This window comes from Acidiluteibacter sp. (assembly GCF_055129545.1).
Genome location: NZ_JBSRUB010000003.1, coordinates 200785 through 220131, shown reverse-complemented (window position 1 = coordinate 220131; position 19347 = coordinate 200785). Strand labels below are relative to the sequence as shown.

At 35.6% G+C, this 19347-nt stretch carries 15 protein-coding genes; 7 read left to right on the top strand and 8 right to left on the bottom strand.

What is annotated here, in order from left to right; genetic code table 11:
• Nucleotides 1–133 precede the first annotated feature (133 nt).
• Nucleotides 134–2695, bottom strand: coding sequence for an ATP-dependent Clp protease ATP-binding subunit (locus ACTB0X_RS01275; protein ID WP_463023161.1), 2562 nt, complete (start codon nucleotides 2693–2695; stop codon nucleotides 134–136).
• Between the two features lie 273 nt (nucleotides 2696–2968).
• Here ACTB0X_RS01275 and gyrA point away from each other — a divergent pair, with 273 nt between their 5' ends.
• Complete coding sequence (gene gyrA, locus ACTB0X_RS01270; RefSeq protein WP_463023160.1) at nucleotides 2969–5581, top strand: DNA gyrase subunit A; 2613 nt, start codon at nucleotides 2969–2971, stop codon at nucleotides 5579–5581.
• A 29-nt stretch (nucleotides 5582–5610) separates the two neighbouring features.
• Nucleotides 5611–6879, top strand: coding sequence for a tetratricopeptide repeat protein (locus ACTB0X_RS01265; RefSeq protein WP_463023159.1), 1269 nt, complete (start codon nucleotides 5611–5613; stop codon nucleotides 6877–6879).
• A 111-nt stretch (nucleotides 6880–6990) separates the two neighbouring features.
• On the opposite strand, the gene ACTB0X_RS01260 is transcribed toward ACTB0X_RS01265, so the two are convergent.
• Nucleotides 6991–7359 (bottom strand): RNA-binding S4 domain-containing protein, encoded by a 369-nt coding sequence (locus tag ACTB0X_RS01260; protein WP_463023158.1) that lies wholly within the window; start codon nucleotides 7357–7359, stop codon nucleotides 6991–6993.
• 189 nt (nucleotides 7360–7548) lie between these two features.
• Here ACTB0X_RS01260 and ACTB0X_RS01255 point away from each other — a divergent pair, with 189 nt between their 5' ends.
• Together ACTB0X_RS01255 and ACTB0X_RS01250 are read left to right on the top strand one after the other, a co-directional pair.
• Nucleotides 7549–8097 carry an RNA polymerase sigma factor gene (locus ACTB0X_RS01255; protein WP_463023157.1) on the top strand — a complete coding sequence of 183 codons (549 nt, stop codon included), beginning with the start codon at nucleotides 7549–7551 and terminating at the stop codon, nucleotides 8095–8097.
• Nucleotides 8098–8134: 37 nt separating this feature from the next.
• Entirely contained in the window at nucleotides 8135–9931 is a 1797-nt protein-coding gene (locus tag ACTB0X_RS01250; RefSeq protein ID WP_463023156.1) for a DUF4097 family beta strand repeat-containing protein, read from the top strand.
• A 139-nt stretch (nucleotides 9932–10070) separates the two neighbouring features.
• Here the strand turns inward: ACTB0X_RS01250 and ACTB0X_RS01245 are convergent, their stop codons facing one another.
• A complete protein-coding gene (locus ACTB0X_RS01245; RefSeq protein ID WP_463023155.1) occupies nucleotides 10071–11336 on the bottom strand; it encodes an SPFH domain-containing protein in 1266 nt (421 codons plus the stop codon).
• A gap of 137 nt (nucleotides 11337–11473) precedes the next feature.
• Here ACTB0X_RS01245 and ACTB0X_RS01240 point away from each other — a divergent pair, with 137 nt between their 5' ends.
• The 3 genes from ACTB0X_RS01240 (at nucleotide 11474) to ACTB0X_RS01230 (ending at nucleotide 13965) form a co-directional block, all read left to right on the top strand.
• The gene (locus ACTB0X_RS01240; RefSeq protein ID WP_463023154.1) at nucleotides 11474–12262 is read left to right on the top strand and encodes a DUF6503 family protein; all 789 of its coding nucleotides are present in this window, start codon (nucleotides 11474–11476) and stop codon (nucleotides 12260–12262) included.
• 24 nt (nucleotides 12263–12286) lie between these two features.
• Nucleotides 12287–13267, top strand: a complete 981-nt coding sequence (locus ACTB0X_RS01235; RefSeq protein ID WP_463023153.1) for a hypothetical protein — start codon at nucleotides 12287–12289, stop codon at nucleotides 13265–13267.
• 203 nt (nucleotides 13268–13470) lie between these two features.
• Nucleotides 13471–13965, top strand: coding sequence for a hypothetical protein (locus tag ACTB0X_RS01230; RefSeq protein ID WP_463023152.1), 495 nt, complete (start codon nucleotides 13471–13473; stop codon nucleotides 13963–13965).
• Between the two features lie 11 nt (nucleotides 13966–13976).
• Here ACTB0X_RS01230 and ACTB0X_RS01225 read toward each other — a convergent pair whose 3' ends face one another.
• From ACTB0X_RS01225 to ACTB0X_RS01205, 5 genes are read right to left on the bottom strand one after another with little or no spacing between them, the layout of a single operon-like run.
• The gene (locus ACTB0X_RS01225; protein ID WP_463023151.1) at nucleotides 13977–14141 is read right to left on the bottom strand and encodes a hypothetical protein; all 165 of its coding nucleotides are present in this window, start codon (nucleotides 14139–14141) and stop codon (nucleotides 13977–13979) included.
• Between the two features lie 56 nt (nucleotides 14142–14197).
• Nucleotides 14198–14968 (bottom strand): heme ABC transporter ATP-binding protein, encoded by a 771-nt coding sequence (locus ACTB0X_RS01220; protein WP_463023150.1) that lies wholly within the window; start codon nucleotides 14966–14968, stop codon nucleotides 14198–14200.
• 1 nt (nucleotide 14969) lies between these two features.
• Nucleotides 14970–16007, bottom strand: a complete 1038-nt coding sequence (locus ACTB0X_RS01215; RefSeq protein ID WP_463023149.1) for a FecCD family ABC transporter permease — start codon at nucleotides 16005–16007, stop codon at nucleotides 14970–14972.
• Nucleotides 16008–16014: 7 nt separating this feature from the next.
• A complete protein-coding gene (locus ACTB0X_RS01210; protein WP_463023148.1) occupies nucleotides 16015–16887 on the bottom strand; it encodes a heme/hemin ABC transporter substrate-binding protein in 873 nt (290 codons plus the stop codon).
• A 54-nt stretch (nucleotides 16888–16941) separates the two neighbouring features.
• On the bottom strand, nucleotides 16942–19332 hold the full coding sequence (locus tag ACTB0X_RS01205) for a TonB-dependent receptor (protein ID WP_463023147.1): 2391 nt from the start codon (nucleotides 19330–19332) through the stop codon (nucleotides 16942–16944).
• Between the last annotated feature and the right edge of the window lie 15 nt (nucleotides 19333–19347).

Here is a 19347-nt window from a genome sequence, read left to right as displayed (position 1 = left end):
TGGCATAATTATATCAGCCTTTCAGGACTGATTCTTTCAATTAAGTTCATTTAAGAGGGGGGATAAATATCTAGCTTTACAAAAAAAGGATCCACTTTCGTGAATCCTTTTTTGATTTTTTATAAATCTGATATTATTCTTGATCTTCTTCTTTCTTGCTTTTCTTAGCCTTCGGCTTGATGATATCAATTTTTATTTCTTTTTTATCATCATCAAATTTGATGCTAATCATATCTCCTTCTACTAAGTTGGATTTTATAATTTCTTCTGCTAAGGGATCCTCCACGTACTTTTGAATCGCACGCTTTAATGGTCGAGCACCATAATCTGCGTCAAATCCTTTCTCTGCAATGAAGTCTTTCGCTTTATCAGAAATCTCTACAGTAAAACCAAGTTCTCTAGTTCTCATGTATAAACTCTCTAGCTCCAAATCAATGATTTTATTAATGTCTTCTTTCAATAAAGCATTAAAGATCATTATATCATCGATTCTATTTAAGAATTCTGGAGCAAATGTTTTCTTCAATGCACTTTGAATAACACTATTGCTATAATCTATTGCTCCAGTTGCTTTTGCATTGGTTTTAAATCCTACACCTTGTCCGAAATCCTTCAACTGACGTGCGCCAATATTAGAAGTCATGATAATGATGGTATTTTTAAAACTCACTTTTCGTCCTAAAGAATCGGTTATTTGACCATCATCTAAAATTTGTAGCAATAAATTAAAAACATCAGGATGAGCTTTCTCGATTTCATCTAATAAAATCACAGAATAGGGGTGACGTCTCACTTTTTCAGTCAACTGACCACCTTCTTCATAACCGATGTATCCGGGAGGCGCTCCAATTAATCTAGAAACTGCAAACTTCTCCATGTATTCACTCATATCGATTCGAATCAACGCATCATCGTTGTCAAATAAATGACGAGCCAATACTTTAGCCAATTGAGTTTTTCCAACTCCTGTAGGACCTAAGAAAATAAACGAACCAATTGGCTTGTTAGGATCCTTTAATCCGGCACGGTTTCGTTGGATAGCTTTCACAACTTTAATAACAGCGTCATTTTGTCCGATTACCTTATCTTGAATCTCGTCCATCATCTGTACGAGCTTCTTACCTTCTTTTTGTGCGACACGTTGAACCGGAATTCCAGTCATCATGGAAACTACTTCGGCCACATTGTCCTCTGTAACTGTTTCTCGATTTGCTTTTGTTTCTTCTTCCCAAGCATCTTTCGCAGCATCTAAAGCTTCCGCCAACTGTCTTTCAGAATCTCTTAACTGGGCTGCTTCTTCGTATTTCTGCTTTTTTACAACCTGGTTTTTCTTTTCTTTCACTTCTTCTATTTGTTTCTCAATATCAATGATATTCTGAGGAACTCTTATGTTAGTGATGTGAACTCTAGATCCAGCTTCATCTAAGGCATCAATTGCTTTATCCGGAAGGTGTCTATCACTCATGTATCTGTTTGTTAGCTGCACACAAGCTTCAATTGCTTCTTTGGTATAAATTACATTGTGGTGATCTTCGTATCGTTCTTTTATATTGTGTAAGATCTGAATGGTTTCATCAGGTGTTGTAGGTTCTACGATAATCTTTTGAAAACGTCTTTCCAACGCACCATCTTTTTCAATGTGCTGACGGAATTCATCTAACGTCGTAGCTCCAATGCATTGTATTTCTCCTCTTGCCAATGCAGGTTTAAACATATTGGAAGCATCTAAGGAGCCCGAAGCTCCACCTGCACCAATAATGGTGTGAATTTCATCAATGAAAAGAATAATGTTTGGAGATTTCTCCAATTCATTCATCACTGCTTTCATTCGTTCTTCAAACTGGCCTCTGTATTTCGTTCCGGCCACCAATGAAGCCAAATCTAAAGTCACAATTCGTTTATTGAAAAGAACTCTTGATACTTTCTTTTGTACAATTCTTAAAGCTAAACCTTCCGCGATAGCAGATTTACCAACGCCAGGCTCACCAATTAAAATCGGATTGTTCTTTTTACGTCTACTTAAAATCTGAGAAACTCGCTCGATTTCCTTTTCACGTCCTACGATAGGATCTAATTTATCTTCTTCAGCCATAGAGGTTAAATCTCGGCCAAAGTTGTCTAAAACTGGTGTTTTAGATTTACTGTCGGTTGGTTTTCTTGATGATCCTGCGTCTCCACCACCAGAATCTCCACCCATAAAGCTTCCTCCATCATCATCATTGGTAGATCCTGGTATTTCATCAGTTGTTCGAGGGCGATTGGAAAGCGTGGCTTCCAATTCATCCTTTATGTTGTCGTAATTTACGTTTTGTTCTTCCAAGGCTTGTGTTGCTATATTATTATTGTCTTTTAAAATTGAAAGCAATAAATGTTCGGTACCTATCATTGTTTGGTTGAACAATTTCGCTTCCAAATAAGTAATTTTCAATACCCTTTCCGCTTGCTTTACTAATGGAATATTAGAAAGTTGAAAAGGACTATTGCTTCCTACTTTAGTTGAATTTTCGATTCGTTTTCTTAAAAGTGATAAATCGGTACCCAATGCTTTCAGCAATTGTACACCAACACCTTCATTTTCCCGAATCATTCCTAGCATCAGGTGTTCTATGCCAATATAATCGTGTCCTAACCTCAGTGCTTCTTCGCGACTGTAGGTTATGACATCTTTTACTCGTTGTGAAAAATTTGATTCCATAGTCATTGGGGATATATCGTTATCTAAAAATGTTGTCTTATTACTAAGACGTTCTAGAATACTAAAATGTTTCTTTTCTTGACGAAATTTAAGATTTATCTTAGTATTTCAAAATTAATTTCTTGCTTATCTACAAAAGCCGCTCCAAATCGTTTTTATCAACAGAATTTTGTTAGTAAGTAGGCCCTTTAAATACTTCTCAAAGCGGCTTAAATGCTTATCTTCGAACGTTGTTTAAACATATAAATTTATTGTTAAAATCAGACTGTAAAAATGGCAGAAGGAGAAAGAATAATTGAGATAAATATTGAAGAGGAAATGAAATCCGCCTACATCGATTATTCGATGTCAGTTATTGTAAGTAGAGCTTTACCGGATGTGAGAGATGGATTAAAACCTGTTCACAGAAGGATTCTTTTTGCAATGCAAGATTTAGGATTACTTTCAAATCGATCTTACAAAAAGTCAGCAAGAATTGTTGGAGAAGTTTTGGGTAAGTATCACCCACATGGAGATACTGCTGTTTATGACACAATGGTGCGAATGGCACAACCTTGGTCTTTAAGGTATATGTTGGTAGATGGACAAGGTAACTTTGGTTCTGTTGATGGAGATAGTCCTGCAGCAATGCGATATACTGAAGCAAGGTTGCGTAAGATTTCAGAAGAAATGTTGGCCGATATCGATAAAGAAACCGTTGATTTTCGTTTGAACTTTGATGATTCATTAGAAGAACCGACAGTTTTACCAACTCGAATTCCCAACCTTTTAGTGAACGGAGCATCTGGAATTGCGGTGGGTATGGCTACGAATATGGCGCCACACAATTTAACTGAGGTGATCAATGGTACCATTGCGTTCATTGATAATAACGATATTGAGATTTCTGAATTAATGCAGCATGTAAAAGCTCCTGATTTTCCAACAGGAGGTATTATATATGGTTACGAAGGAGTAAGAGATGCCTTCGAAACAGGTAAGGGGCGTATTGTGATGCGTGCCAAAGCTGAAATCGAGATAGACGAAAAGAATGGGAAAGAAAAAATTATCGTTACCGAGATTCCTTATCAAGTAAACAAAGCTGATCTGATTAAAAGAACAGCTGACCTGGTGAACGATAAAAAGATTGAAGGTATTTCTGATATCAACGATGAATCAGATAGAGATGGAATGCGAATCGTTTACGATTTGAAACGTGACGCCATCACCAATGTGGTATTAAACAATTTGTATAAATATACCTCTCTACAGACTTCATTTAGTGTAAATAACATTGCATTAGTTGGTGGTCGTCCTGTTGTGTTGAACTTAAAGGACATGATCAGTGAGTTTGTTGCTTTTAGACATGAAGTAATTGTTAGAAGAACAGAATACGACCTAAGGAAAGCACAAGAAAAAGCACACGTAATAGAAGGTTTAATTATTGCACTTGACAACTTAGATGAAGTGATTGCATTAATTAGAGGATCTCAAACACCTGAAATTGCGAGAGAAGGGTTGATGTCTAAATTCTCGCTTTCTGAAATTCAAGCGAGAGCTATTCTTGATTTAAGACTGCAAAAGTTAACCGGACTTGAGCGTGATAAATTGAAAGAAGAGTATGCTGAATTGATGAAGTTAATTACTTATTTGCAAAGTATTTTAGGTGATGAAGAATTGAGAATGAGCATCATCAAAGAAGAATTGGTTGAAATTCGTGATAAGTATGGTGATGAGAGAAGAAGTATAATAGAGTATTCTGCTGAAGATTTCACGATAGAAGATATGATTCCTGATGAAGATGTGGTGGTTACCATTTCTCATTTAGGTTACATTAAACGAACTCAATTGTCTGAATACAAACGTCAGAATAGAGGAGGAAAGGGTAGTAGGGCTAGTGCAACAAGAGATGCAGATTTCTTGGAGCATTTATTTACAGCAACCACTCACAATTACTTGTTGATTTTTACAGAGAAAGGGAAATGTTTCTGGATGCGGGTATTTGAAATTCCTGAAGGAAGCAAAACGTCTAAAGGTAGAGCGATTCAGAACTTGATTAGTATTGAGCCAGATGACAATGTAAAAGGATACATTAATGTTAAAGATTTAACGGATACTGAGTACATCAACAATAACTACATTGTGATGTGTACGAAGCAAGGTGTCATCAAGAAAACGACATTGGAAGCTTATTCTCGTCCAAGAACTAATGGTATTAACGCGATTACAATTCGTGAAAATGATATTTTATTAGAGGCTAAGTTGACTTCTGGTAACGACGAAATCATGATGGCATTGAAGTCTGGTAGAGCAATTCGATTTAACGAAAGTAAAGTTCGTCCAATGGGAAGGAATGCTTCAGGAGTTAGAGGAGTTACTTTAGGAAGTGCAGATGATGAAGTGATTGGAATGGTAACGGTAGACAAACCGATGGAACAAACTGTATTGGTAGTTTCAGAAAAAGGGTATGGTAAACGTTCATTCTTGAATGATCCGGAAGATGGCGGCGAGAATTATAGAATTACCAACCGTGGTGGAAAAGGTGTTAAAACTTTAAGTGTTACCGAAAAAACAGGAAATCTAATTGCCATAAAATTGGTGACTGATGAAAATGATTTGATGATCATTAATCGTTCAGGTATCATGATTAGAATTGCAGTTGCTGATTTAAGAGTAATGGGAAGAGCTACACAAGGAGTTCGATTAATTAACTTAAAGTCATCTGATTCAATTGCTGCAGTAGCAAAAGTAGATGTGGAAGAAGAGGTAGATGCGCTATACGATGAAGAGGGAAATTTAATCGTGGTTGATGGTGAAGAAACAACTTCTGAAGGTGGTGAAATAACGGATAGTGCTGATGAAAATGAAAATGGCAAGGATGTTGATAATTCCACAGAGGAAAATTAATTTTACGAAAACAATTTAAGATAGAAATTATGAAAACGAAGACAATTGCCCTTTTAGGAATTGCTTTAATTGGAGGATCGACCGCCTTCGCTCAGAAATCTAAAGTGATTTCTGCATTTAATTACAATAAATCTTTTCAACGAGATAAGGATTGTAGTGAATTGAAGAAAGGAATTGAGGCCATTGAGTTGGCTGCAAATGAGTCGTCTACCAATACATGGGCAAAAACATATTATTATGGTGGAAACCTATATTTTAATGCGTTAACTGCAGCTCCTGAAGAGTGTAGAGCGTCTATTCCAAATGCGTTGGATAAGTCAATGGAGTTTTACACCAAGATGTTAAAATACAATGTAGAAGATAATGAAAGTATTAAAAATGCTGATCTTTCTACTGATGCTGGAAAAGCGATGTTGAAGAACGTCTTATCCAATAAGGCAACTAAGTATGAAGATAGTGATTGGCATAGAGATGTAATGGGATATAAAATTCCTGTAATGGCAAATGCTTTTATCAACAAAGGAGTGGAGGCATTTCAGAATAAAGATCCAAAAGGGGCTTTAGAAAACTTCGAAACTTCAATGTTCTTAACTGAATTAAATAACAAAATTGATACATTGGCAATTTATAACTCTGCGCTAGCTGCAGAAAATAGCCAGCAGTACGATAAAGCATTGAAGTATTATAACCGTTTAATAGAGTTGAATCACGAAGGTGCCAAAGTCTACGGTTATAAAGCTGCTTTGTACAGAAAGATGGGTGATACCACTAGTGCAGTAGCAACTGTTCAAGCTGGAAGGTTGGCCTATCCTGATGATAAAGCACTGATTATTGAAGAGCTAGATTATTACTTGCAAACTGGTAAAAGTGAAGAAGCTTTGAAAAATCTGGATTTAGCGATTTCTAAGGATGACGAAAATGCATTGTTGGTATTTGCTAGAGGAACAATCCATGACAAAATGGAACACTTGGAAAAGGCGGAAGCAGATTACAAAAAGGCATTGGAGTTAAAGCCGGATTATTTTGATGCAGCTTACAACTTAGGAGCGATGTATTTTAATCAGGGTGCTGTTTATAACAACAAAGCAAACGAATTGAACTACAAAGAAACAACTAAGATTAAAGAAGCGACTGCAAAAGCACAAGAATACTTTGCAAAAGCGAAAGCCCCATTGAAAAAGGCACATGAAATAGATCCTTCTGACAGAGCAACAATGGACTCTTTGATGAAAGTATATATCAACGAAGGAGATAATGAAAATTATAAAATTATGAAAGCAAAGTTAACCGCTAAATAGGATTAACCTGCTTAAAAACAAAAAAGGCTACTTCATTTGAAGTAGCCTTTTTTGTTTTGTAATATTTTGAATTGATTGTGTTTTATTTTTAATCGTTAACTCAAAGAATAATTAATCGAATTTAAAATCATCCAAATTTCTACGGTTTTTCTTTGTTGGGCGGCCTTTTATTCCAAATTGAAGGTTCTGCCTATTGGTTTCTCGAACTTCTTCTAAAAGCACCATATCTTCTTCAGAGGTGGTTTCTAAAATTAAATCCTTTACTAAAGGAGCGCCAACTCTACTTTTAGGAATATCCAATACTTTGAAACTTCTCCAAATTGGAATTTCTTTGATGGCAACTACATCTCCGATTTTAACGGCTTTTGAAGATTTAATAAAGTCCCCGTTAACTTTAATTTTCTCATCAGAAACCAATTTGGAAGCCAATGATCGTGTTTTACACAGTCGAACACACCAAATGTATTTATCTACTCGCATAACACAAATCTAAGGAAATGGAATAGGTTTTTCAGAAACAATAATTGATTATATTTCAACATCGTTAAGTATGATTAAAATTTATTTTATTGAATAATAGTCTATTATGTAATAAAATAAAATTGAATGTCACTTTTTTAACGTTGAGGGTACCTACCTAATGAAAGCCACTCTTACCAAGAGTAAAAAATGAAAAGAGACCAAGAAACATTTTTAAGACTTTATGAACCGGTTCATGAATCGTTTGCTAGATTTTGCCATGCTCGAGCATATGGCCTGATGGAAGCTGAGGATTTAATTGCAGAGTCGATATTATGTGCCTTGGAAAAGTTTCATGAATTAAAAGAGGAGAAAGCATTTCTAGGGTATTTATTTTCAATCGCTACCAACCTTTTGAACAAGAAAAATAGACGGTTGAAATTTAGCGGGAAATACAATGAAAAAAGTGCCCATTCGATTCAAGATGAATCGTTAGATGCAGAAACTCGATTAGATATTCAGGTGTTGTATCAAGCTTTGAATACATTGCCGATACAACAGAAGGAAGCATTAATACTTTTTGAAATTAGTGGATTTTCAATTAAGGAAGTAAGCGAAATACAGAAAAGTTCCGAATCAGCTGTAAAACAACGGTTGAAACGAGGGCGAACTGCATTAGCAGATTACTTTAAGTTTGATCAGCTTAAAGGAGAATCGGTTGACAGTCGATCTTCCATCATACTGTCGATTTTTTTATAACAGAAATGGAAAAATCTATTTCTAAAATCAATAAAAAATGAAAAACAAAACAGTTGCACAGTATTTTGAATCAGCTAAAAAGCTACCAGTTCCGGTAAGTATTGCTGATGTGCGATTGATGGTATCCACCCATGGAATTCCGCCAAAACCAATGAAATGGTGGAATTTCAATAACCTTTTGATCATGACAACAACGATAAGTATAATCAGCGCCATAGTATTAATGACCGTCTCTAATGAGGCAAAAGAAATAAAGTACAACTACGAACCGGTAAAAATTGAGCTGGTTTCTCCTTTAGACACATACAGTAATTATTTTAAATCAAAGCAGCTGATTGAAAAAGAGATTGCTCAAGTTAAAACCATTGAAATTTTAGATACTCCAACAAAAGTAATAACGAATATCAACATAAGTGATGAATCAATTCCTGTGAAATCACCAAATGTTCCGCCAACACTGTCAATACAAAAGCCCATAGCTCCTGTGAGTCCAATTGAAGTAAATGAAATCAGTGAAGAAATAGAAGAATTTGAAGGATTTGAGCTCTTTGAAATGGATGAAGATGATTCGATTGATGATCGTGTTATAAGTATAAAAGGAGAATCAAAAAGTCTGACTCAAAAAATGGCTGTAAAAGGCATTGAACTATTCCAACTTCACAACAAGAATGGGCAAATAGATATTACAACGTGGGATCAACCCGAAATTGAAGTAACAGCCATTTTTACAATAGAAACGAAGGCAGAAGAAGACACGAAAAAGGCATTGGATGATTTTACTTTTGAATTATCAACTTCAGGAAAAACGATGGAAGTAAAAACGAATTGGGACGATGTGCAAAACTGTAATTGTTCTTTAACTAAGAAGTCAAATAAAGTAAAAACTGATAAAGGGGAAGATATAGAATTCAAGCAATTCACAGTAGCTTATAAAATTAAGGCCCCTAAAAAAATTAGTTATGATTTAAAGAACACCTACGCGGATATCAATATGGAAGATGTTGATGGTCAGTTAGCAGTCGAATTATTCAAAGGAGACCTTAATGCTGGTCATGTTTCAGAGGATATAAATCTATCGGTAAAATATGGAAATGCAACACTTGGGAATTACGGAAATGGGGGAGAAGTAACCTTATTTAAAGCAGCTTTGACCGCTAAATCGGCTCAAAAACTAAAATTGAAGTCCAATTACTCCTCTGTTAATTTGGAAAAATTAGACGAGTTAGACATTGTGGGATTCAAAAGCAGTTTTAATTTTTCAAATTCAGTTGATAATTTACACGGATCTGTGAAATACGGAAGTTTAGCTATTGCAGGTAACATAAAAGAATTGAACATGGATGGTTTTAAATCAACTTTTGCCATGAAGGACATTGGAAATGCTAATCTATCAATGAGTTATTCAAGTTTGGATGCTAAGAATGGTGGAAAGGTTCAGGTAGAAAATGCATTTAAAAGTACAATCAATTTAAATACGATCAGTGATTTAGATGGAAGTTTTAAGTATTCTCCATTAAACATTAAAGAAGTAATTAATCACTTAAACTTGTCTACGTTCAAGGGTGATGTCTCAATTAATGAAGTAGGCGAAGGATTCAGTACTATGAAGATTGATGGAAAATATGCCAATATTAACATTCAATTTAATCCTAAAGCAGCTTATAACCTCAATGCTTCATCCACTTATTCGTCATTAAATGTACCGACTGCTGTTCAGGAATTTACTGTCGAGAATGGACATGTCAGTAATTTTAATCACTTTATTGGTAACGGAGGTAGTTCTGCTTCAACAGTGACCGTTAGTTTGTTTCAAGGAAACTTAAACATCAAATAACCAAGATTTTTCTTTGTGTAGTATTGAATACCCGGAGTCTGGACTACAGCTGGACTTCGGGTTTCTATCGTATTATTGAACTAAAATAAAAAAGGGCTCTTACCTGTTTTGTAAAAGCCCTTCTATTAAGGAAATCTATTTATTTAGATCGTCCTATTTCTTTAACAATTTTGCGGTAAGCATCTAATCCTACAGCATCGAAAGGATTGGTAGGTGAGTTGTTTCCATTGCCTCCAAAAATCATAATCTCAGGAAATTTAATTTTAGCCATATTGGAACTTACTTTATCAGCAATTTCTATTTCCATCGTCATACGCTGCACAGGAGTTAGTCCAGCAGATACTAATGCGCGGTTTGCTTCTGCTTGAGCTCGTCCTTCCTCTGCAATCTTATCTGCAATATACTTCGCTTGAAGGGCTTCTTCTCTAGCAACTTCCTTCGATTTTTGTGCTTGAATAACTGCTTGTAATTTATCCGCTTCTTGTTCTGCTTTTACTTTAGCCAACATTTGCTCTCCACGAGCTTTTTCTGTTAAAGCCTCTTGTTGAGCAGTGATTAATGACTGCTTACTTACTGACTCTAGGGTAGATTGTTCAATCTTTTGAGCTAGTTTTTTATCTACTTGATCTTCATAATCCACTTCGTCAATGGCCGCAAAATTCACTCGAATTTCATATTGTTGAATATCTGATTCAATTCTAGTAGCTAAACCATCTGCTCCTCTTCGAATGTATGAAGTTGTTATTTTCTCTTTTTCACTTGTTAATGTATCGTATTTGTACTCCGTTTTATATTCCAATACATATTGACCATTTTGTAATTGATCCCTAAAGTCTTCTTTTAATTTAGAACGACCACCACTATAGTGAGTTTCCGATTCCATTAACTGAGCAGCGAACTTCAGACATTCTCTAGCATAAGGAACCAATGATGTTTTTGCCAGTCGGTCCGGACTTCTATATGCTCTGTGGATTTTGATCATCGGTTCTTCATCAGGTGGCAAACTCCATCTTATGGTAGCCTGAGCTGTTGCTTTCGTAGCATCATTAAAACGTATTATGAAAGCAGGCTCTGTCGTTGTCACATTTTTATTCTCTTCAGAAGCAAATACAGTAGTGATCACATCTGGATAATCGGTGGTTTTGCTAAAGAAACCAGCGTAGTGGAACCCAGGCTTAAAGAATACTTTTTCAGTTCCATTGATGGTTTCCACAAAAGTACGATACCCAGCATCAGTTCTGCAGAATGGATTGAAAATTAATACTAAGGAGAAGGCTCCAATTATCAGTAAAATCCATTTACGATCATTCCGAATGATATCATAATTAAATTTTTTCTCAATTAAAGGATCCAGCACGTATATTAACAATACGGCAATCAGGGCTAAAACACCAATAGAAGTCATAAGTCAGTTTGTTAAAATTATTTAAAATCAAAAATAGAAGATTATTGTTAAGATTCCTATATGCATGGTTTTATTGTCTTTTAGAATTTATAAACAGTGTTAATAAATTGTATTTTTGAATTTCTAAAAAATAGAACATGAAAATGAGAAATGGAATAATTGTATTGAGTCTCGGTTTGAGCGTAATTGCTTGTGACAATCCAAATCCAGAAGTGAAAACTGAAGTGGTAGAAGCTGCTCCAAAAGATCAATTGACAGAAGCAGAAGAGTTAGTTTTATTTTCTATTGATGCTCATGGAGGGGATATGTTTAGAACTGCTCATTTTAGTTTTCAATTTAGAGACAAGCTATATACCATAGAAAACAATGGCTCAGAATTTAAATATACAAGAAAGGAAAAAGATGAAAAAGGAAATTTACACGAAGAAACACTTGACAATAACGGGTATGTTTATTTTTTAAATGATAAAGAAACAGCACTATCTGAAGAAGAAAAAGAAAAGAAGGTAAATTCTTTAAATTCTGTGATTTATTTCGCTTCATTGCCTTTTAGATTGCAAGACCCAGGAGTACATATTGATTATAAAGGGCAATCTTTCATTAGAGAAACAGCTTACCAATTAGTAACCGTAACATTTGATGTTTCAAAGGGTGGTAAGGATTATCAAGATGAATATCTGTATTGGTTGAACGAAAAAACATGGTTAGTAGATTATTTGGCATATAATTTTAAAGAAAACGGAGGCGGAGCTCGCTTTAGAAAAGCCATTAATCGTCGTAAAGTAGGTGGAGTTTTGATTCAAGATTACATTAATTTTGAAGGTTCACCTGATGTGGCATTGACTATTTTAGCAGAGCAGTTTGAAAAAGGAGAATTGAAAGAAAAATCTAAAATAGAATTAGAAAATCTGAAGGAGCTGAGATAGAGAATTATTCAATAAATTAGAGCTATGAAAATAGTAGCAGCTCTATTAATAGTCACTTTAGGATGCAATGAAGCTAGAGATGTAAATGATACTATTTATATTGAGCGCTCTTATCAATTTGACTATTATGATTCTACTAAGATTCAAGTAGCAGATTTTATAGAAGAATACATGAATATAATGTATGATTCTAGTTTGCAAGTGACCAATAATTATTGGGACAGTGAGTTTTTAATGTATTCTCAAGATCGTTTTTTAAGAAACGGTTGGAAGAAAGATACTCTTGTAAAATATCCTCCTCAGATAATAAGTGTCAGAACAATTAGTGAGTCGGAGTTTGATGTAAAACTACTTTTTAGATATAAAGGTTCACCAAATAAATTGATGAATTTAAAGGTCTTAAAAGACCCATTGGGAAGATTTTACTTTAAAGATTTATTCTCTGAGAACTTAAAACAATTTAAATCATTTAATTCTGGTCAAAATACCTTTTACTATCATCTTCAAATGATAAGGGACACCGTAGCTGAAAAAAAGGTACATGATTTTAATCAGAAGATAGCGAAATTTTTCGATCGACCTCCAATAAGTTTAAGAGCAATTGTGGTCAATAATTCAAAACAATATTGTGGCTTATTTGGGTATGATTATTCATCTGAAATGACTGCGGATATTGATGCAGGAGGTTTTGCAATGACATTTGAAGACGCATACTTATCCTATAGTGGTGAAATTTATTACCCTCATGAAATCGTTCATTTGTATACAGCACACTATAACTCACACTCGTGGTTTGAAGAAGGTATTGCCACTTATTTCGGAGGATCTATGGGATGCTCACTAGAGGAACATTTGAGAGTTTTAGCCGTTGAAGCAGATAAATTGGATTTCTCAACGATTCCAACCTACCAATATTATAGTCAATGGACCAATATTAAATATGCTATTGGAGGGTTATTTATTAAACTCGCACTAGAGGGGAATACGGTGGCAGAGAATCTTTAGATGTATTATTAAATTCGGGCAAAACTGAAGTCGATTTCTTAAAGGCTTTAAAGGTAGTTTTTTATTTAGAAAAACAAGATTTAGATCTATATATTAAACAGAGACTCACGTTGTGTAGATAAATTTAACTTTGTATTTTCACAATAACAAATTAATATAAACTAGAATTTTAAATTACTTTTGATGCTTTTTAAATTTTAGTCATGCGTTATCTATTTCTGATCTTACTTTTCCTCTTTTCAAGTTCTGCATTCTCTCAAGTCAATCTTGATCAAAACGACAATTTTATTGATCTTGGAGTAGGAGTTGGCCCGAATTATGGAATTTTTGGTGCAAAAGGAATATTTGGAAAAAATGGAACAGGTTTATTATTAGGTGCAGGTACCTTTGATGGATTTTTAACCACCTCATTTGGGGGGCAAATTACAATTGAGTTTTTGTACATTTCCGTTATTTATGGAACTTATGGTTCTTATTATATAGATTACTTCGGAAGACAAGAAAAGGGATTATTAAAAGGAGTTATAGGTTCAGTTGGTGGTCGAATTAATTTATTAAAATCAAAATTAATGTACTTAGAAATTGGTGCAGGAATATATTCAGGAAAGGGTGCTCCAATCCCTAATGGAACTCAAGAAAGGGAATCTGGATTTACACTCAATGCGGGATTAAATTTCCGGTTAGGGAGATTTAAATAAGTATTTAGAATCTATTTACTTCTTTTAAACGAATACAAAAACACCAATAAACCGATCAACAACATGATGTATGGTCGAATGTTATTGGTAAATGTCAAATCATCAAACTCTAAATAAGTGATTCCAAAAGTGAATAATAGAATCGCAAGAAATCGGGTAGGAGAGATACGTTTCATAGTAAAAATATTTTAAGCAAGTTATAAAAAAACTTTCAGAATGAGAGTTGATACATTTAAAAACTCAAATGCCGTTTTCCTTTACTATCAGTAAAGAAGGTGGGTTCTAAATCAAATACTTGTAGAATAGTTTCTTTGGTAAATACCTTTTCCGGCGTTCCTGATTGAAAGACTTTTCCATTTTCAAGCAACAAAACCTGATCCGCGAATTGATAGGCCAGATTCAAATCGTGTAACACTCCAATTACCACCATGGGTTGCAATTGCATGAGTGCTTTTATTTTATTCATAAAATCGAATTGATAATACACATCCAAATAGGTGAGTGGCTCATCTAATAGTAAATACTTGGTTTGTTTATTTTTACCTGGCCAAATTTGTGCCACCACTCGTGCAAAATGAACTCGTTGCTTTTCACCTCCACTTAAAGTTTGATAATTACGATCAGAAAAAGCATTAACTTTAAATAAATCCATTGCTTCATTAACGATTTGTTGGTCCTTTTCTGTAGGTCGATGGGAGAAATGAGGATACCGTCCCATCAGCACAATTTCACGAACAGTCAGCGGAAAAGCCATGTCAATGTGTTGGGATAAAACGGCTCTTACTTTTGACAGTTCTGACGGTGATTGAGTTTTCAATTGGTCATAGGATAAGTTGCCTGAAGTTGGATTGATTTGATTGCACAACAAATTGATTAATGTAGACTTGCCGGCTCCATTTGCACCAATGATTAAATTAATTTCATTGACATTGAACACCGTAGAAACATCTTCTAAAAGGACTTTTCCATTAACTGAATATGTTAGATTCTGAGTAGTAATCATATTAAAAGAGGTATTCGTTTTTACGTAATAAATAGATAAAAATTGGTGCACCAACAATCGTTGTGACTATACCAATGGGCAATTCAGCAGGAGCGAGAAGTAAACGCGCCAACAAATCGGCTAAACTCAGCAGCAAAGCTCCCATTAACGCACTTCCGATGATCAAGTATCGATTGTCAGAACCTTTTAGAATACGCAATAAATGAGGAACCACTAATCCCACGAAAGCGATCACACCTGTAAATGCAGTAGCAACTGCAATTAGAATCACATTTACGACTAAGAGTTTTATTTTTAGCTGTTTCACATTCACCCCTAAGTTGGACGCTTCGGCTTCACCCAATAAAAGTGCATTCAATTGCTTGGAGAAGTACAATCCAATCCATCCACACGAAATGGTTGACAGCGCTACAATAATTACTGAATGCCAATTCGCTCCGGATAATGTACCTAAATTCCAAAAGGTAATGGAACGAGCTTGTGGATCTCTCGCGATGTAGGATAGAAACCCTACACCGCTCAAGAATAATGCATTTACAGCAATTCCAATCAATAAAATAGACAAGGTAGACGTGTGCCTCTTAGATTTGTTTTGAGCTAAAAAATACACTAGAAACGTCGCGAAAGCACCACCGATACAAGCGGCAGTGGGCAAGCTCCATCCTTCAAAAAAGGTTGGAATAAAGGCACCTAACGTAAAATACAAAGCTGCTCCAAAAGCGGCTCCACTTGAAGTTCCGATTAAACCTGGCTCTACTATGGGATTCAAAAATAGACCTTGCATCATTACGCCGCCCAACGCCAACGCAGCTCCTGTAAAAATAGTGAGTACAGCTCTTGGTAATCTTATTTCTAGGAAAATGCGCTCATTTAAGCTCAACTGATCCGAGCTATTCCAATTGGCCAAGGCATGAAAAATTTCTTCTGAGCTGATTTCTAATGCTCCCCATTTTGCCGACAAAACCGCAACTATAAACAGCAAAACACTTAGAATGCTGTAAATAATTGGCTTACTCAATTGATTTACTGATAAATTCATATCTTATTTATTGATGAATGAGTTGTTGCAGTTTTAGAATGTTCTCCCCAGTTCTTGGACCGAAATAAATCATGTCGTGCTCTTCTACGCGATAGATTTTTCCATTTTTTGCCGCATTGGTTAATCCAATGCCTGGGAGTTCTAAAATCTGCTCCATACTGCCCAATTTATCATATCCAAAGTCAGTCAATAGAATGACATCCGGATTGGCTTTAGCAATAATTTCAGGAGATGTAATTCTCTCCATGCCATGTTTTTGTATTGGAATAATTCCTCCGGCCCATTCAATCATTTTACCCGCAGTTCCATCTGCCCCGACAGCCATATAAATGTTCATGGCTTGCCCGTAATGGATCACAATAACTTTTACCGTATCGGTGTATTTTTCGCGTTCTGATTGGGCAATTGCCATATCGCTGTCTAATTTCTGACAGATGGAATCTACATTCTCAGTGGCATTAAAAAATGTTCCCATTTCACGAATGAGTTCTTTGGTCGATTCGATGTCTACTGCTTTTGTTTCGAATTGTTTAGTAGGGATTTGTAGCTTTTTAAGCTGATCTACGACAGCTTCTGGACCAATACTAAACTTGCCACCATGTTCCAATAACAAGGTGGGTTTGGTGGCCATGATTCCTTCAAAACTCAAATGCATGTGGTAGCCAATCGTTGGCAATTCTTTCACTTCAGGTGGATACGTACTTGAAATGTCTACTGCAACTAATTTATCACCAACGCCTAGTGCATACATGATTTCGGTGTATTGTTTTGCAGCACTTACTATTCGGTCAGTTTGTTCTTCCTTCTTTTCTTCATTCGAAAAACGGCCACAACCAATGGCGATGAAACAAAGTGTTATTATAATTCCTATTTTATTCATTTTTAAATCTTTTGAAAATAAAATAGGAGAGGGCAATGCCCTCTCCTAAAAATACTAGAATTTATACTTCAGATTTAATCCTCCGAAATAGTTGATTTCATTTGGCGCAGGAATGTAAGCGTCACTTAATTGGTTCACAAAAACCATTTGGTAGTATTGCTCGCTAGTGATGTTGTTTGCTCCCGCATACACATCAAATCCAAATCGACCGATTGATCTTTTGAAACCCAACTTGGCATTCACCAAACTGTAGCTTTTGGTTTCATTGGCTTCGTCAGACGTAAAATACATAGCATCTCGGAAGTTGTACGTTACATTTCCATACAAACCGATTTGTGTATTTACATCCACTCCGAAATTGTAAACCAATGGAGAAACTCCAGCAACTTGATTGCCATCATAGTTCTCTGTAATGGCGCTATCTAACCCAGCATTACTCGATCCAATTTTCTGATAATTGAAGTTATCGTATTTAAAATCAGAATACGTTAAGTTAGCAAAAGGAGCGATTGAAGTAAAGAATCCACCTCGTTCTTTAATCGCCTCATACTTGATTAAAGCCTCAAAACCATTGTTGTTCAATGAGCCACTATTGGTGATGTAAGAATATAAAGTGGTCGTTTGTGCCGCATCAGAAACTGCTACAGTACTCATCTTGTCTTCAAATCGAGCATTGAAAACAGCCACTTCATAATACAAATGATTGTTTAGGAAGCTACCTTTTGTACCCACTTCAATTTGAGTCCCTTTTTCAGGTACCAACCCTTTATTCACTTCATTGGTGTAAGGAATGTAGAATTGTGAGCCAACAGGCGCTTTATAACCAACCGAATAAGTCGCGTAAACAGAGGCTTTGTCATTGATTTTCTTGTTAATGGAAACAGAAGGAGAAATCAAGTCATCGTATCGATTTTTAATGATTTGCGGAACTGTTGATCCTGGAATATTATTTTTTGTACCCCATAAACGATCTTGTAATTCTACTTTCATTGTGCTCAATCCAACTCCTGCAGTTACGCTGAAATCTTTTGGTAAAGAAAGCGTCCATTGTGTAAAGTAGGCCGCAGTGCTATTGGTCGCTGATTGAATACTTCTAATACCTCCAACTACATTATAACCGTCTAAATCAGTGCTGTCTGTTACCATTCCATAAGAGTTGGCAACAGCTGTAGAAACTTGTAATTCTACCCCTGAGATTCCACTGATTGAAATGTTATCTGACAGTTTGTAATTGACATCTAGCGTCGATCTTAATCCATAGTTTAACGGTGCTTTGTCATTCCAGCCACCTGCAGAACTGTTGTCCATTTTTAAGGTAGAACCAAAGAAAGTGGTGGTGTTTGAAAAGTGCTCTTTGAATTTATAGGTTTGACCAAAACCGGCTCTAAAAGACTTTACTGCAGAATGTGCATCGTTTTTAATATATCGCGCATTCCCTGAGTAATCTTTTTCCTCATATTGAGTAATGGTCAATTCACCATTTCTTTCATCGTAGCTATCGCTATAGCCTAAATAAGCTGTAACGCTTTGCTTTTCGTTTAATTTAAAATCACCCATTACATTCACAAAATCTTTGTGCGATTTGGTGTGATCCATAAATCCATCAAATTCTTGCATTCCATAATTAATCAAGACGGAGGAATTTTCACCGCCAATGGCTACTTGAGTCGTGGATCGGAACAATCCATAACTACCGAACATGGTATTTTGTCCAATAGAGGTCGTGTTTTTGGCTGCTTTTTTAGTTTGCAAATTCACCACACCCGCTATGGCTAATCCGTAGAGTGCACCAGATGGACCTTTTGTTACTTCCACTTTATCTATAGAACCGAAGTCAATGTCATCCAATACGGTAATGCCTTCTGCGTCAGTCAATGGAATTCCATTCAAGTACACTTTAGAACCTTGTCCATCGAAGTTGTTACTCGCTCCTCTAAAACCGAGTCCGTTTCCGTAACCTCTAATGTTAAAGGATTGTCCACCAGCAATGGTACGCTGCTGCATTTGCACGCCCGGAACATTGGTATTGATGGCATCGGACAAAAATAGTCCGTTTCCACGTTGTAGTTCAGTGGAATCCAATTTTACAATGGACCTGGGTTCAGTCAACAACAGTTTTTCTTTACTAGAAGAAGCCGTAATTTCAACTTCACCTAGTTTGTTGTCAGCCATTGCCAATTTCACAACCAATTCTTGATTGCAGTTAGTTATCGTTTGACTGCTAGCTACATAGCCGATATAAGAAACCGTTAACGGACTATTTGATACGCAGGCTATTTTAAATTGACCTGAATTATCAGTGGTAGTAATTCCACTTTTATTTTTGATTGTCGCACCTATTAATGGTGTATTCGTTTCTGCATCAATTACCTTCCCCGATAATTGTTGACTAAACCCTTGTGCCGTTATGAATAACGACAATAGGAGTGTAATATATAATTTCATGTATTTCTAATTTAA